Source organism: Neorhizobium descurainiae, assembly GCF_051400715.1.
GTDB lineage: Bacteria > Pseudomonadota > Alphaproteobacteria > Rhizobiales > Rhizobiaceae > Neorhizobium.
On sequence record NZ_JBLFFK010000007.1, the window covers coordinates 83129 to 97803 of the forward strand.

12 protein-coding genes and 1 pseudogene are annotated in these 14675 nt (G+C 61.6%); 7 read left to right on the plus strand and 6 right to left on the minus strand.

Annotated features, from left to right (window positions below; genetic code table 11):
* Positions 1-30: 30 nt before the first annotated feature.
* Positions 31-210 (minus strand): hypothetical protein, encoded by a 180-nt coding sequence (locus ACMGE0_RS14355; protein WP_436816545.1) that lies wholly within the window; start codon positions 208-210, stop codon positions 31-33.
* Between the two features lie 493 nt (positions 211-703).
* Here ACMGE0_RS14355 and ACMGE0_RS14360 point away from each other — a divergent pair, with 493 nt between their 5' ends.
* The 3 genes and pseudogenes from ACMGE0_RS14360 to ACMGE0_RS14370 all read left to right on the plus strand — a co-directional run.
* On the plus strand, positions 704-1015 hold the full coding sequence (locus tag ACMGE0_RS14360; protein WP_436816546.1) for a helix-turn-helix domain-containing protein: 312 nt from the start codon (positions 704-706) through the stop codon (positions 1013-1015).
* Positions 1008-2312: a type II toxin-antitoxin system HipA family toxin gene (locus ACMGE0_RS14365; RefSeq protein ID WP_436816547.1), complete on the plus strand. Its 1305-nt coding sequence runs from the start codon at positions 1008-1010 to the stop codon at positions 2310-2312. The genes ACMGE0_RS14360 and ACMGE0_RS14365 overlap by 8 nt, the downstream gene beginning before the upstream one ends.
* Positions 2288-2679, plus strand: a pseudogene (locus ACMGE0_RS14370) (GNAT family N-acetyltransferase); the annotation flags it as partial. The gene ACMGE0_RS14365 and the pseudogene ACMGE0_RS14370, both read left to right, overlap by 25 nt.
* 32 nt (positions 2680-2711) lie before the next feature.
* Here ACMGE0_RS14370 and ACMGE0_RS14375 read toward each other — a convergent pair.
* The 5 genes from ACMGE0_RS14375 to ACMGE0_RS14395 all read right to left on the minus strand — a co-directional run bounded on the left by ACMGE0_RS14375 (position 2712) and on the right by ACMGE0_RS14395 (position 9103).
* Positions 2712-3590, minus strand: a complete 879-nt coding sequence (locus tag ACMGE0_RS14375; RefSeq protein WP_436816548.1) for a hydroxymethylglutaryl-CoA lyase — start codon at positions 3588-3590, stop codon at positions 2712-2714.
* Positions 3587-4345 (minus strand): enoyl-CoA hydratase/isomerase family protein, encoded by a 759-nt coding sequence (locus ACMGE0_RS14380; RefSeq protein WP_436816549.1) that lies wholly within the window; start codon positions 4343-4345, stop codon positions 3587-3589. Before ACMGE0_RS14380 ends, ACMGE0_RS14375 begins: the two co-directional genes overlap by 4 nt.
* Entirely contained in the window at positions 4345-5589 is a 1245-nt protein-coding gene (locus tag ACMGE0_RS14385; protein ID WP_436816550.1) for a CaiB/BaiF CoA transferase family protein, read from the minus strand. Before ACMGE0_RS14385 ends, ACMGE0_RS14380 begins: the two co-directional genes overlap by 1 nt.
* A 134-nt stretch (positions 5590-5723) precedes the next feature.
* Positions 5724-7028 (minus strand): hydroxymethylglutaryl-CoA reductase, degradative, encoded by a 1305-nt coding sequence (locus tag ACMGE0_RS14390; RefSeq protein WP_436816728.1) that lies wholly within the window; start codon positions 7026-7028, stop codon positions 5724-5726.
* A 122-nt stretch (positions 7029-7150) separates the two neighbouring features.
* Positions 7151-9103, minus strand: a complete 1953-nt coding sequence (locus ACMGE0_RS14395; RefSeq protein ID WP_436816551.1) for a helix-turn-helix domain-containing protein — start codon at positions 9101-9103, stop codon at positions 7151-7153.
* 411 nt (positions 9104-9514) lie between these two features.
* On the opposite strand from ACMGE0_RS14395, the gene ACMGE0_RS14400 reads away from it, so the two are divergent.
* The 4 genes from ACMGE0_RS14400 to ACMGE0_RS14415 all read left to right on the plus strand — a co-directional run bounded on the left by ACMGE0_RS14400 (position 9515) and on the right by ACMGE0_RS14415 (position 14674).
* Positions 9515-10750, plus strand: coding sequence for an ABC transporter substrate-binding protein (locus tag ACMGE0_RS14400; protein WP_436816552.1), 1236 nt, complete (start codon positions 9515-9517; stop codon positions 10748-10750).
* Positions 10751-10829: 79 nt separating this feature from the next.
* A complete protein-coding gene (locus tag ACMGE0_RS14405) occupies positions 10830-12404 on the plus strand; it encodes an ABC transporter substrate-binding protein (RefSeq protein ID WP_436816553.1) in 1575 nt (524 codons plus the stop codon).
* A 93-nt stretch (positions 12405-12497) separates the two neighbouring features.
* On the plus strand, positions 12498-13673 hold the full coding sequence (locus ACMGE0_RS14410; RefSeq protein ID WP_436816554.1) for an amidohydrolase: 1176 nt from the start codon (positions 12498-12500) through the stop codon (positions 13671-13673).
* 23 nt (positions 13674-13696) lie between these two features.
* Entirely contained in the window at positions 13697-14674 is a 978-nt protein-coding gene (locus ACMGE0_RS14415) for an ABC transporter permease (RefSeq protein ID WP_436816555.1), read from the plus strand.
* Position 14675 lies beyond the last annotated feature (1 nt).

Here is a 14675-nt window from a genome sequence, read left to right on the forward strand (position 1 = left end):
GTCGATCGGCTGCCGCCGGCAAAATCCCACCTACGCCAGACGTATGACAGATACTTCCCTGGAACCGATCTCCCAGACGCTGTCAAGTCGCGCAAGGACGGCTTCGTCGATCTCGGTCTTCGGCACGCTGTCATCGATCGTCTTGATGCGATCGGAAGCGGTCTGGTGGACACTGATTTCCTCCATCACGCGGTCGGCCTTGGAAACCACGGGTTCCTCATGGTGTTTCTTTGGCCGAAATCCGTTCCCAAGACCGTAGATCTGCTGTTTCAGGAGCTTCCTCGGAACTGTGCAGCTACCGGAATGTCGTGCATTGCTGACAGTGTCCCAAAACCCATATCCTGTCAGTCAGCCGCATGATTTAGGCGGGGAATTGATAAGGGAGTTTTGCCGATGAAGGCTCAGATCGCACCGCTTGCAGGAAAGTGTCCCCCCGAAGTTCACGGGGGACCGAACGGATCGTTTCCTATTTCACCGAGGGACTTGTTCCTCAAGCCATGACATAACCTTTTTGCCAGCGGCGATCCCGCCGCCAGCCGCGGCTCTCGCTCTCCTTTAGCATTTTAGCATTGCCACTAAGAGATTCGCAAACAGATCATGACTCTTCAAAATGATCTCTTTACATATCAATGACCTTGACTAGATGAACGGCGAAAGATATCTATACATATCATTCCTCTCATCATGATAGGTTTAGGGTCAAATGACGGCTGAGTCAGAGGCTCTGCTGGAAATCGGTCAGCTGTTGAAGACGGCGCGCAAAGGCTTGAGACTTACTCAAGAGCAGGTTGCCGACCTGGCGGGCATATCGCGTCCGCGGTATCGCGAGATTGAGACAGGGAACGCCGCGGCCCGCACGACGACCCTGATCAACATTGCTCGCGCGCTCGGTCTCGAACTGATGCTCATCCCGCAGGCCATCGTCCCAGCGGTCGATGCTCTGCTGCAACCGCCTGATGACGACGATGACTTGCCCGCCTTCGTCCCCACCCCCGGTGGTGATGCCGATGCCTGAAGCATATCTCGATCCAAGATCAATCTCATCGCTTGAGGTTCTGCTGAACGATCTGAAGGTTGGCACGATTGTCCGGACCCCCGGCGATTTCAATGCGTTCAGCTTCGAGGATAGCTATCGTGCGACGGGTGGTTTCCCTGTGCTCAGCCTGTCTTTCCGCGCGGCAACCGGAGGGCTGCGCAAGGATCCCAAGCCTGTTGCCAGAGCTTTGCCCGCGTTTTTCGCCAATCTTCTTCCCGAGGATAAGCTGCGCGAGGCGATGGAAAAGCATCACGCAGGTAGTGTTCGCGCTGGAAACGATTTCGACCTGCTCGTAGCTCTCGGGTCGGATCTGCCGGGTGCTGTCCGCGTCGCACCGAGCGAAGGGACGCATGTTCGTGTTGACAATCTGTCTTTTCCCAAACCAAAGGCCCGGTTCTCTCTCGCCGGCGTGCAGATGAAGCTTTCCGTCATCAAGAATACCGGCAAGGGTGGCGGGCTGACCCTGCCGCTGGGGGACGAGCATGGTTTATATATCGCCAAGTTTCCGTCGACGGCGTTTCCGGGCGTGTCGGAAAACGAATATGCCAATCTCGCTTTGGCCGAAGCGATCGGCATGGACGTGCCGGAACGCGAACTCGTGGAGCAGTCGGAATTCGAGGGTATCCCGGAGGAATTCAAGACGCTGTCCGACGGGAAGGTCCTGCTCGTTAAACGGTTCGATCGCGGCGCTGGCGGCAAGCGGATCCATATCGAGGACTTCGCTCAGGTGTTCGGAATCTATCCCTCGCGCAAATATGAAGGCGCAGCCTATCACGATATCGCCGCTGCACTCGGCATTGCCGTTTCCTCTTCGGCTGCGCTCGAATTCGTCCGCCGACTGGCTTTAGCTGCCATTACCGGTAATGGCGACATGCACCTCAAGAATTGGTCGCTGATCTATCGCGGCGCAGGTGACAAGCCGACATTCGCTCCCGTCTACGACTTGCTCTCGACGATCCCCTACATTCCGGCTGACGCCATGGCATTGTCGCTTGCCGGCGAGCGTTACTTCAAGGCAATGAACGCCCGGCGATGGAAGGCCTTCGCCAATCGTGCACGTCTGCCGGAAGCTGCCGTCCTCAAAGCGGTGACTGAGACAGTTGAACGCGTGAACCAGTTCTGGTGGTCGCTGCCAGAGCGTGCTGTCGTTCCCGAGAAGGTGCTTGAGCGGATCGATACGCACGTGAAACTGATGACACCGATCCTTGGTACGTGCACGGGCTGGCGCGCTCATCATGTCGTAGGTCTGAAATCACCCGAGAACTCCTCGCTGTAGCCGAATTCCATTCCGGTGTCCCTGAGCTCGATGATTGGCTGCGTCGCCGCGCCCGTGCCAATCAGGCGGGCGGCGCATTGCATACCTTCGTCGTGTGCCAGACCAACCGCGCCATCGCCCGTTATGCGCTCGCTTCCGGCGCAACATGCCTGATCCGATACCAGCCGCCGTGCTTGGACGCCTTCCCATTGATCAATCCTATCAGGAGCGTGGTATCGGCAGGGCGTTGGTGCGCGCCGCTGTGCTGCGCTTGATCAATGCCGCGCAGACGCCTGGGTTTCGCGGCGTTCTGGTGCAGGCGATTTCCGATGACGCACGAGCCTTCTACGAAGCGGTTGGCTTCCTGCCTTCCAAGACCATCCCTCTGCCGCAAGAAGCTTGCATCTTGCATACAGGCCGTCATTGGGGACGTGTGGCGAGGGGCATCCGTAACTTGAGCGCAAACGTCTCCGCTGTCTGGAGCGCTGCCACCTTGAGGCCGGTAGAATAGCCGGCATTTTCCAGGTGGACCGCAAGCGGGATGGTACTGAGATTGCCGGCAGATCCCGGCGCGTAGGGGCATCCGCCCAGCCCGCCGATGGCGCTATCGAATATACGGATGCCGTGGGCGAGCGCCGCGTCGACGTTATTCAGCGCGTTGCCATGGGTATCGTGGAAATGGCAGGCTAGCATTTCGGCGCCGAAAGCGCGGGTTGCCATGTGCATCAGTGCGTCCACCCGGTCCGGCTTCGCCCGGCCAATCGTGTCGGCCAGGGAGATCTCACTGCAACCCAGATCCGCCAGGGCCTGCGCCACGTCGAGCGCTGCCTCCGCCGTGACCTGCCCCTCGTAAGGGCATTCGAAACTGCAGGATACATAGCCCCGAAGCCGCACGCCGCGCTGAGCTGCCAAGGCCGCGACCGGCTCGAAGCGCTGCAGGCTTTCCGCGATCGAGCAATTGATGTTCTTCTGCGCAAAGCTCTCGGATGCGCTGGTGAATACGGCCAGTTCCTCGACGCCAGCGGCGAGCGCCGCCAGCGCACCGCGCTCGTTGGGGACGAGAACGGAGCGGATCAGGCCGGGGTCGGGTCGAGTACCTCGCAACACGGCTTCATGATCCGCCATTTGCGGTACCCAGCGCGGCGAAACGAACGCCGTCACTTCCAGCCGGCTGAACCCTGCGGCGAGCAGCAGGCGGATCAGTTCCAGCTTGTCGGCGGTGGAAACGATCTGCTTTTCGTTCTGCAGCCCGTCGCGCGGGCCGACCTCGACGATCGTTGCTGCGGGACGCATGGTCATTCGCCTTTGCCGCGGCTGGCGAACGCGGCAAGCCCGCGGCGTGCGTCCTCGCTTTCGAAGGTACGCTGTCCGAGAGCTGCCTCACGCTGGAAGGCCTCCTTGAGTGGCAGGTGCTGCAGCGTCAGCGCCGCTTCCTTGATCGTCTGCACCGCGGAGGGGCTGAGCCTGGCGATGCGCCGGGCGAGTTCGAATGCCGCGGATTCTACGTCGGCGGGATCGACCACACGGTTGACGACCCCGCGTGCCAGCATCTCGGCGGCCGAAAAACGCTCGGCCGTCAGCATGATTTCCATGGCAGGGGCATAGCCGATCTGCCGCACCAGCCGCACCAGCGTCCCCCCGGCCGGAACGAAACCGTGGTGCGCCTCCGGCAATTGGAACTGCGAATCGCGGGCGACGATGCGGATGTCTGTGGCGAGCATGATCTCGAAGCCGCCGCCGATGCACAGGCCGCGGATGGCGCCAATCACCGGCTTGTAGAAGCCTTCCACCTTCAGATGCGCGGGATCCCAGCGGGAGATGTCGAAGCGGCCGCTAGCCAAAGCGGGAATGGATTCCGTGAGATCGGCGCCGACGCAGAAGGCACGCTCGCCGGCGCCGGTCAGCACCACGACATTGACTGCATCGTCGCGGCCGGCCTCGGCAAAGGCGCGACCAAGATCGTCATACATCGCGAGCGTCAGCGCGTTGAGCTTGTCCGGCCGGTTAAGGCGGATAGTGGCGAGGGCGCCGTCCTTCTGGTAGTCGATCGTCATCAGATAGCCCCCGCGGCCTTAAGCTTCTCAAGCTCATCCTCGGTGATGCCTGCGAGCTTCGCAAACACCAGACCGTTATGCTCGCCCGGCGCGGGCGCCTTCTCGTTCGGCTCTTCCTCGCGTCCCGAGAGCTTGATCGGGAGGCCGAACATGCCGATCAACTTGCCGCCGATCGGTACCTCGACGATCATGTTGCGGGCGGCGATATGCGGGTCCTCCACCACTTCTGCGATGGTCTTGATGGCGCTGAGCGGCACCTGGTCGCCGGCGATGTTCTCCAGTTCCGCCTTGGTATAGGCGGAGAACCAGCGTTCCAGCAGCGGCTTGACCTTCGTTTCCGCTACGACCGGATCGAAGCGCTTTTCCATTGAATCGATTTCGGGATCGGTCGCCTTGTCCGGCTCACCGAACATGGCGCAGGTGATGGCCCAGAACTTGTCGGTATAGCCGCCGAAGAACACGTAGCCGTCCTTGCACGGGAACTGGCCGTAGGGACGAACGAAGGGATGCTCGTTGCCGAGCGGCGAGGCGACTTCCTTCTGCGCCGTGTAGCGCACGACGGCGTTCTCGGTCAGCGTCAGCACGGAATCCTGCTGCGACACGTCCACCACCTGGCCCTTGCCCGTCTGTTCAGCTTCGCGGAGTGCGGCGATCGTGCCGATCGCGGCATAGAGGGAGGCGGAGAGATCGCCGATAATGGTGCCAACGCGAACCGGGGGACGATCTGCGTAACCGTTCATCGACCAGAGCCCGCCGGCGGCTTGCCCAGTGTTGTCGTAAGCCGGCTTGGACGAATTCGGGCCGGTGCGGCCGAAACCGCTGATGGCCGTGTAGACCAGCCTCGGATTGACGGACGTGAGCGCCTCGAAGCCGAGGCCGAGCTTTTCCATCGTGCCGGGGCGGAAATTCTCCACGAGAATATCGACCTTGGCGACCAGCTTGCGGAGCAGGTCCTTGCCCTCGGGCGATTTCAGATTGAGCGTGATGCCCAGCTTGTTGCGGTTGAATTGGGTGAAGAAGGCACTCAACTGCTCCTCCTCGGAATTGACGAAGGGCGGGAAGGTACGAGCGTAATCGGGCTCGTCCGGATGCTCCACCTTGATCACGGTCGCGCCGAGATCGGCGAGCAGCATCGAGCAGAACGGGCCGGCGACGACGCGCGTGATATCGAGCACGGTTACGCCTGAAAGCGGGCCGGGCCGGCGGCTCTTCCATCTGACCAGTTCATCAAGTTGTTCAGTCATTTAATCCTCCGACTCCGGAATTACGCTCCATGTTCCGATGAAGCGCATTTCGCAGCGGATGGAAAGCCGCTCTCTATCTGCCGGGAACACGTTTCCGTTCGCCATTGTCACACCTGGCACACTCCACAGGCGTTTCAACCGCGCCCCCTGATCTCCGCCAGGATCGCCTGGGCCTTGTCGATGCGGACATGGCCTTCCATCCGCAGGCGGGCGACCACTTCCTCGATTTCATCCGCGCTGGAGCCGGCCGCAACGGCGATGTTGCGGGCATGAAGCGACATATGCCCCTTCTGGATGCCTTCGGCGGCAAGCGCCCGCAGCGCCCCGGTATTCTGGGCGAGGCCGACGGCGACGATGACCTCGGCCAATTCCTGTGCGCTCTTAACGCCGAGCAGCTTGACGGCGGCCTGAGCAACCGGATGGGTCTTGGTCGCGCCGCCGACAAGGCCTACCGCCATCGGCACTTCCATGGTGGCGACCAGATTGCCGGCCTCATCCTTCTCGTAATGGGAAAGCGACGTATAGCGGCCGCTCGCGGCCGCATGGCAATGGGCGCCGGCTTCCACGGCGCGGGTATCGTTGCCGGTCGCCAGCACGACGGCGGTGATGCCGTTCATGATGCCCTTGTTATGGGTGGCGGCGCGATAGGGGTCGGCAGCGGCGAAAGCATAAGCGTCGATGATGCCATCGACCACATCCGGACCGCCGAGTGCCTCGGCGTCGTAAGTGGCGCGCACGCGGGCAAGCCGGCGATCCGCCTTGTTGGAAAGGATGCGCAGACGCACCCGCCCGCCGCCGATCTCCGCTACCAGCGGTGCCAGAGCCTCGGCCATGGTGTTGACCGCATTGGCGCCCATGGCGTCGCGCACGTCGACGATCACGTGGACGACGACATAGGTCTTCTCCGCCCCCTCGACGATACGCACTTCGATATCCTTGGCGCCTCCGCCGAGCTTGACCAGCAGCGGGTCCTGCTCGTTGGCCAGATCGAGCAGTTCGCGCCGCCGCTCATAGAGCCGGAGACGGGCGGCCTGGGGATCCTTGGCGCCGACCAGCTGGATCTGCGAGATCATGATCGGCTGGTCGCTCGATGTGCGAAAGCCACCGTGGATGCGGGCGACGGAGGCCATGTTGCTGGCAGCCGCAACGACCGAGGGCTCTTCCGTCGCCATCGGGATCAGATAGTCGCGTCCGTTGACGGTAAAATTGGCGGCAACGCCAAGCGGGATCGACAGGGTGCCGACGACATTTTCGATCATGTGGTCGGCAATCGCCAGCATGCCGCTATCGGCCGTAGCCAGGTTTGCGATGTCACTCTCGTGCAAGCCGCTGAGCTCGACGACTGTCTTGAAGCGTTCCGCCGGCGAGAGCTTGTAGAAGCCTGGAATACGGCTGTTTACGGACATGAGGCTTGACCTCCCACTCTGTGTCTTTTCCAGAACCTAAGTGCGGCCACGTGTCGGGGACAATGTAGCTGAAGCACATTGCGGCTGTCCTTGCCTGTCGCCCGACCACACCCCGACGTGACAGGCATCGGGCCGGTTATGTCGGCTGCCGCCGCTCAGGTGGTCTGGCGAAGTATGTGGAGGCGCAGCGCGATATGCACTTCCAGGCTCTTCGAAGGGTCGGACCAGTCGGGATTGATCTGCGCGATGGCGTCGAGGCGCTGGCGCATGGTGTTGACATGGATCCCAAGCATTTCCGCCGCTTTCTGCACGCTGCGCCCGGTATCCAGATAGGCGAGCAGCGTGATGGCCAGCTGGCTCTTGCGCTTCTCGTCCTGCTCGATCAGCGCGCCGACGGATGTGCGGAGAAACGAGGCGATCGTATCGTCCCCCTTGTTCTGGAAGAGCAGCGCATAGACCGAAAAGCTCTTCTCGAACGCGATCCGCCCGCGCTGCTCCAGCCCGTGGATCAGGCCGATGCAGCGCCCCAGCGCCTCGTATTCGGCGGGAACCTTATCGACCGCGGATATCAGGCCGGAGATCACGATGGTGAATTTCTGCCCGAACGCCTCTTCCAGCTTTTCAGAAATGCGTCTGGCAAGCCGCTCCGGCTCACTCGCATTGGTGACGATCGCCAGATCGCCGTTGAACTCGGCAAAGATCGTGTCGCGGCCGGCCAGCGTCGAGCGCAGCGCCGAAGAGGCCTGAGCCGAGGTGATCGTCACCAGTTCCACCAGCATGACCGTCACCGGCCATGTCAGCGAAATGCCCGGCGGCAGGCGCCGCGCGCTTTCGGGAGAGAACGGGTCGCTGGTGCCGCGCAGCAGCGCCGAGACGGTATCTACGACGTTGCGATGGGCGATCTGGGCGATGCGGTCCAGGGACAAGAGCACGATGCCGGTGACGATGGCGCTGCGTTCCAGCGTGCGGGTCTCGGACGGCGAAAGCGGCCGGCTGCGGGTCAGGACAAGCGCGCCCCAGCGGGTCGAGCCGCCCATGACCGCCGCGACGGCCGTCGTGCTGCCGTCCTCGGCCGGCAGGGCCACCGACCGACCGAGGCGGTCGCTTTCCCGCACCGCCCGCGCCAGTTCCTCGTCGGTGAGGCTGCCGGACACTTCACCCGATATGACATTTCGGCTCTCGTCGATCACGCCGACCTGCCCCTTGAGCAGGTTCGAAACCCGGTTCACCAGATCGTCGAGCGTGCCGCCGCGGGCGATCAATTCGGTCAGTTGTTCGTGGGCGACGGCAGCCTGTTCGATATCGTCGGCCTTGGCGCGCAGTGCAGTATTGGCATCCTTCGCGAGGAAGAGGGCGCGTTGCGCCTCTTCGAGCAGCCTTGCATTCTCGATCGCCAGCGCCGCGAACGTGCCGAGCGAAGAAAGTACCGATCGTTCCTGCGGCGTATAGGATCGCACGTAGCGATCGCCCACGAACAGCACGCCCATGACATAAGCTTCGAGTTCCAGGGGGATGCCGAGGATGGAGATGATGCCTTCCCCGCTGATCGCCCGGTCGATGCCGGTATCGTGGTCGAAATTGCGGTCGGCCGAGTAGTTGCTGGAGTAGAACGGCCGCCGTGTCCTGGCGACGCTGCCGCAGACACCGATATTGCGGGGGACGCGGATCCTGCCAAAATCCTGCGAGATGACGCCTTCCGTCGTTCGCACATAGAAATCGCCGTGTTCCTCGTCCGCGGCGGAAAGATAGGCGATGTCGCTGCCGACCAACTGCCTGGCGCGCTGCACGATCGCCTGCAGGATCTGGTCCGTGTCGCGCAGCGCGGAGAGGTCGCGCGCCGTATCATAAAGAGCTGAAAGTTCTACCTCGCGCTTGCGCTTGAGCTCGAAATTCTCGCGCAGGCGGATAGCCGTGGCGATAGAGTCGCCGATTGCTTCGGAATATCCTTCTTCCCAGACGACGCTCTTGGCGCCGCTCGCCAATTGCTCGAAGCTTGAAAGCGGCGCATTGCTGCCGAGCAGTTCCAGAAGGCGCCGGTAATAATGCGCGGCCTCGGCGCCGCCGCTCGTCTTGTGGCCAACAGGCACGGCACCGGCTTGATTGGACATGTCCTTCCTCTGTCTTCGTGGTCCCTGTATTTAACGCCTATACCGCACTGCCACGTTTGTGCTTCATAGATAACGTATAATTCCCACATTAGACACGACCTTCAATGTGGGCCTGATACATTTTCCGCCAGATTTTTCTTCGGGCCAATGAAATCGAAACCCCGTCCGTCGTGCCGTGCGCCGCGGCGACTGCGGTGGTGTGCCGACGGGAGGGTTGCGTAGCCGCTCTTTTCGCGACTGCAAAACAACGCCTCCCTTTCCTTCCCCGCGTCCATCTGTTGGCGATCGACACTCGCAGAGGCGGCGAATGTGGTTCGCGGACATTGAACCCTCATGCAGGCCTTACCTAATGTGCCGGCGATGGCGCATTCGGGAGATGCGCCAATAAAAATATGTAAGGGAACGACCCAAATGAGGAAACGGGAAACGGTCGCAGGTTTGTATCTGGCAACCCTCGCGACGGCATTAGCGTTGCCGGTAACGATCGTTACCGCTCAGGATGCGACGATCAGCGACGATGTCGTCCGCATCGGGCTTATCGAGGACATGTCCGGCGTCTACGCGGATATCACGGGCAAGGGCGCGGTGACTGCGGCGCGGATGGCCGTGGAGGAATTCGGTGGCAAGGTCCTCGGCAAAACCGTGGAAGTGGTTTTCGCAGACCATCAGAACAAGCCCGACATCGCCGCCTCGATCGCGCGCAAATGGTTCGATGAGGAGAAGCTCGACGCCATCCTGGATGTCGCGTCGTCGTCTCCTGCATTGGCGGCGCTTGAAGTCGCAAAGCAGAAGAACAAGATCATCGCCCTGAGTTCACCCGGTTCGGTCCGCATCACCAATGATGTCTGCGGTCCCTATGTCATCCACTGGGCATACGACACCTATGCGATTGCCCACAGCACCGGCCAGGCGCTCGTCGGCGCCGGCTTCGACAGCTGGTACTTCGTGACGGCCGACTACGCTTTTGGTCACAGCCTCGAAAAGGATACGGGCGAGGTCGTGACGGCGCGGGGCGGCAAGATTTTGGGCAGCACGCGTCTTCCTGTCGGCACCACCGATTTCGCTTCCGCCCTTCTGACGGCGCAGAGTTCGGGCGCCAAGGTCGTGGCGCTTGCCAATGCCGGCGGCGACACGATCAACTCGATCAAGCAGGCGGCCCAGTTCGGCCTGACCCAGGGTGGCCAGAAGCTCGCGACACTGGCGGCCTTCATCAACGATGTGCATGGCGTCGGTCTTGCCGAAGCGCAGGGCCTCACCATCACCGAGGCCTCCTACTGGGACATGAACGACGCGACGCGCGCCTGGTCGGCACGCTTCTTCGACAAGGTGCAGGCCATGCCGAACATGCTGCAGACCGGCACCTATTCTTCCGTGCGGCACTATTTGAAGGCGATCGAGGCTGCCGGCACCGACGAGACCAAGGCCGTCATGGCGAAGATGCGCGAACTGCCCGTGCAGGACATATTCTACAACGGCTCCATCCGCCAAGACGGTCGGATGGTGCACGACATGTACCTGTTCGAAGTCAAGAAGCCCGCAGAATCCAAGAAGCCTTGGGACTATTACGAACTGCTCTCGAAGATCAGCGCCGAGCATGCGTTTCAGCCGCTCAAGAACTCCACCTGCTCGCTGGTTACAAATAAATAATTGGTCAACGACCCCGCGGCGGGCTGGAGGAGGCGAGCCGCGATATCCAACATCGTTTTATCGGCAAAGGAGAGATGAGATGAATCGGCGGGAATTCAATTTGATGTTGGCAGCCATGGTCGGCTCCAGCGTTTTTGCGGGCCAATCCCACGCGCAGGAGAGCATCGACACGCTGACGTCCATCGTCAACCCCGAGCCGCCGATCCTGAACCTGGGCCTCAACCAGCAAACGCCGACCGGCGTCGTGGCCGGCAAGATGTATGAGGGCCTGCTTTCCTACACGAGGGATCTGACGCCGCAGCCGCTGCTCGCCGATAGATGGGAAGTCTCCGAGGACGGCCTGACCTACACGTTCCATCTCGTCAAGAACGCAAAATGGCATGACGGCCAACCCTTCACCTCCGCCGATGTCGTCTTCTCCTGCAAGACGTTGCTGCCGGAAGTCCATCCGCGCGCCCGCGACGTGTTCAACCGCTGCGAAACCATCTCCGCACCTGACGATCACACCGTCGTCTTCAAGCTGAAGAAGGCCTTTCCGGCCTTCCTGATGGCCTTCGAAACCGCTTCCGCGCCGATGGTGCCGCGCCATCTTCTGGAAGGAAAGGACTTCCGCAAGGCGGGCGCAGAGCAGGAGCCGATCGGCACCGGCCCATTCCGCCTCGCCGAATGGGTGAAGGGCTCGCATATCCGCCTCGCTGCATTCGACGGCTATTACCGCGAAGGCCAGCCGAAGCTGAAGGAAATCTTCTATCGCGTCATTCCCGATGCCGCCTCGCGCGCGGTCTCCCTGGAGCAGGGTGAAGCGCAGCTTGCGCAGTGGCAGGATATCGAGCCTTTCGATGCCGCACGGCTGGCCGCTTTGCCGCATCTTGAAATGACCACCAACGGCTATGAGTATTTCTCGCCGATGCTGTGGGTGGAAGTAAATTGTCGCCGTCCCCCCATGAACGACAAGCGCTTCCGGCAGGCGCTGATGCACCTGATCGACCGCAATTTCGTGCGCGACCGCATCATGTTCGGCCTCGCCAAGGCGGCTACCGGGCCGATCGCCTCGTCGATGCGCTTCTACGACGCCAATGTGAAGAGCTACGAGCCTTCCGTCGAAAAGGCGGTTGCGCTGCTTGAGGACATGGGCCTGAAGCCTGATGCAAGCGGCATGCGCGTCACCCTTAAGTTCACGATGGTGCCGGCGGGTGACACCTGGACCCGTATCGCAGAATATGTGCGGCAGGCCTGCGGTGCCGCCGGCATCAAGATCGAGCTGCAAAGCAACGATCTGGCCGGCTGGGTCGCTGCCGTCAGCAACGGCGATTTCGACATCAGCGGCAATCAGCTCTACCAGAACGGCGACCCGGCTCTCGGCGTTGCTCGCACATACCTTTCCTCGAACATCCGCAAGGGCGTGATGTTTTCGAACACTTCCGGCTATTCCAATCCGAAGGTTGACGAGCTGTTCGAAGCCGCGGCGGTGGAGCTGGACCAGACCAAGCGCCAGGCCCTTTACACAAAAGTCCAGAAGTTGCTCGTCGAGGAAGCGCCCGTCATTTGGCTGTGCGAACAGAAGTATCCGACGATCTACGACAACAGGTTGAAGGATCTCATCACCAGTTCCACCGGGGTCAATTCGAATTTCGGTACGACCCATTTCGCCTAAGCGCATGCGGCAGGCAAGTCGCTCCAAGGCGGCTTGCCCTCTTTTTACTGATGTTACGTGGCTATCGGCCGCATTACAGGAGGCTGATAGCCAATGACCCCTTACTTCGGCGATGCGGAGATCGCTCACCTTCGGACGTGGCGACATAAGCTGCACCAGTTTCCGGAAATATCGGGCGAGGAAGCCGGGACGGCTCGCGAAGTGGTGTCCTTCCTTGCCGATACCCAGCCTGACCAGGTCGTGACCGGTCTGGGCGGCCATGGCGTCGCGCTGGTCTATAATGGCGCCGAGCCCGGCCCCACGGTGCTGCTGCGCTGCGAACTCGATGCATTGCAGATCCACGAGATTTCGGCTCTCCCCTATCGCTCGCGTATCGATGGCAAGGCACATATGTGCGGCCACGACGGACATATGGCCAGCATGGGAGCCGTGGCCCGCTATATCGGCCAGCAGCGGCCTGACCGGGGCAGGGCGGTGCTGCTGTTCCAGCCGGCGGAGGAAACGGCGCATGGCGCGGAGGCCGTGCTTGCCGATCCGAAATTCGCCGAGATCACGCCGGATTATGCTTTCGCGATCCACAACATGCCCGGCCTGCCGCTTGCCGCTGTCGCTGTCGCTCCGGGTCAGATCACCTGCGCATCCATGGGCCTGCGCATCGAACTGACCGGCAAGACCGCCCATGCGTCGATGCCGGAAACCGGCATTTCCCCAGCGACTGCGGTTGCCCGCATCATCGATGCCATCAAGACCTTTCAGGCCGGCGACGTGATTACGCAAGGTTTTCGCCGGGTGGCGCTGACCAATGTGCAGATGGGCAAGCCGGTATTCGGCATTACCCCGGGCTCGGCGGAAATCCGCATGACGCTGCGCACCCCCGAAAGCGATGCGATCCACGCGCTTCTGGAAGATGTGCTCAAAATGGCGCGCGAGGTTGCCGAGCGGGAAGGGCTCGTCTTCGATCACTCGACCCACAACTTTTTCCGTGCCTGCATCAACGATCCCGAAGCGGCGGCCGCTTTCGACGAAGCCGCGACCCGGATGGGCCTTGCGCGGGTCGATGATTATGTACCGATCCGCGGCGCCGAGGATTTCGGCCTGTTCGGCTCATGCTCCAAGTCCGCTCTGCTGTTCATCGGCTCGGGCGTGGAGCGGCCGATGGTGCATAACCCCGACTACGACTTTCCTGATGAGCTGATCCCGGTCGGGGCCGAACTGTTTCTCGGTGTCCTCGACCAGTTCCTGGGTGTGCCGCGCAAGAGCGGAGCGTAACTGAAAGGGACGCAGAGCAGCCGATGACGATCATTTCCCGTCTCTTCGCCAAGCTTGCGGGGATCGTGTTCACGATCCTGGTGATCGCTTGCGTCAATTTCGTCCTCATTCATTCGGCGCCCGGCGATCCTGCCATGGTCATCGCCGGGCAATCCGGTGCCGCCGACACGAAGTTCATCGAGCAGGTTCGCGCCGAATATGGACTGGATAAGCCGTTTCTGGTGCAGTTGGGCACTTATATCGGCAAGGTGGTGCAGTTCGATCTCGGCTATTCATACCGCCAGCGTGCGGATGTGAGCCAGCTTATCCTCGAGCGGCTCGGCCCGACGCTTATGCTGACGCTTTCGGCCTTCTTTCTCTCCCTGATCGGCGGCGTGCTGTTCGGGGCCTTTGCCGGTCGCCGCCACGGCACATGGTCGGATCTCGTCATTTCGCTGATCTCGCTCATTTTTTACGCGACACCGGTATTCTGGCTCGGCCTCATGCTGGTGCTGATCTTCTCGATCCAGCTCGAATGGCTGCCAGCCTTCGGCTACGCCAATATCCGGGCGTCCGGTTTCGGCCCGGTCGAATATGCGCTGGATGTCGCCAAGCATCTGATCCTTCCCGTCGTCACGCTGGCGGCAATCTACATCGCCGTCTACACACGCCTCATGCGCTCCTCGCTGATCGAGGTGTCCCATGAGGATCATGTGCGCACTGCGCGCGCCAAGGGCCTGAACGAGGGCCAGGTTCTCAGGCGGCACATGCTGCGGAATGCCGCCGTGCCGGTCGTCACCTTTGCCGGCCTTCAGGCCGGTGCACTGATCGGCGGCGCCGTGGTGGTGGAAACCGTATTCTCCTGGCCGGGCATCGGCCGGCTTACCTACGATGCGGTGACCGCTCGGGATTATCCGGTTCTTCTCGGCCTATTCCTCATCATGTCGATCCTGGTCATCGCGACCAATCTGCTGACCGACTTTCTGCACCGGATCATCGATCCGCGCATCAACGGGCGATAGG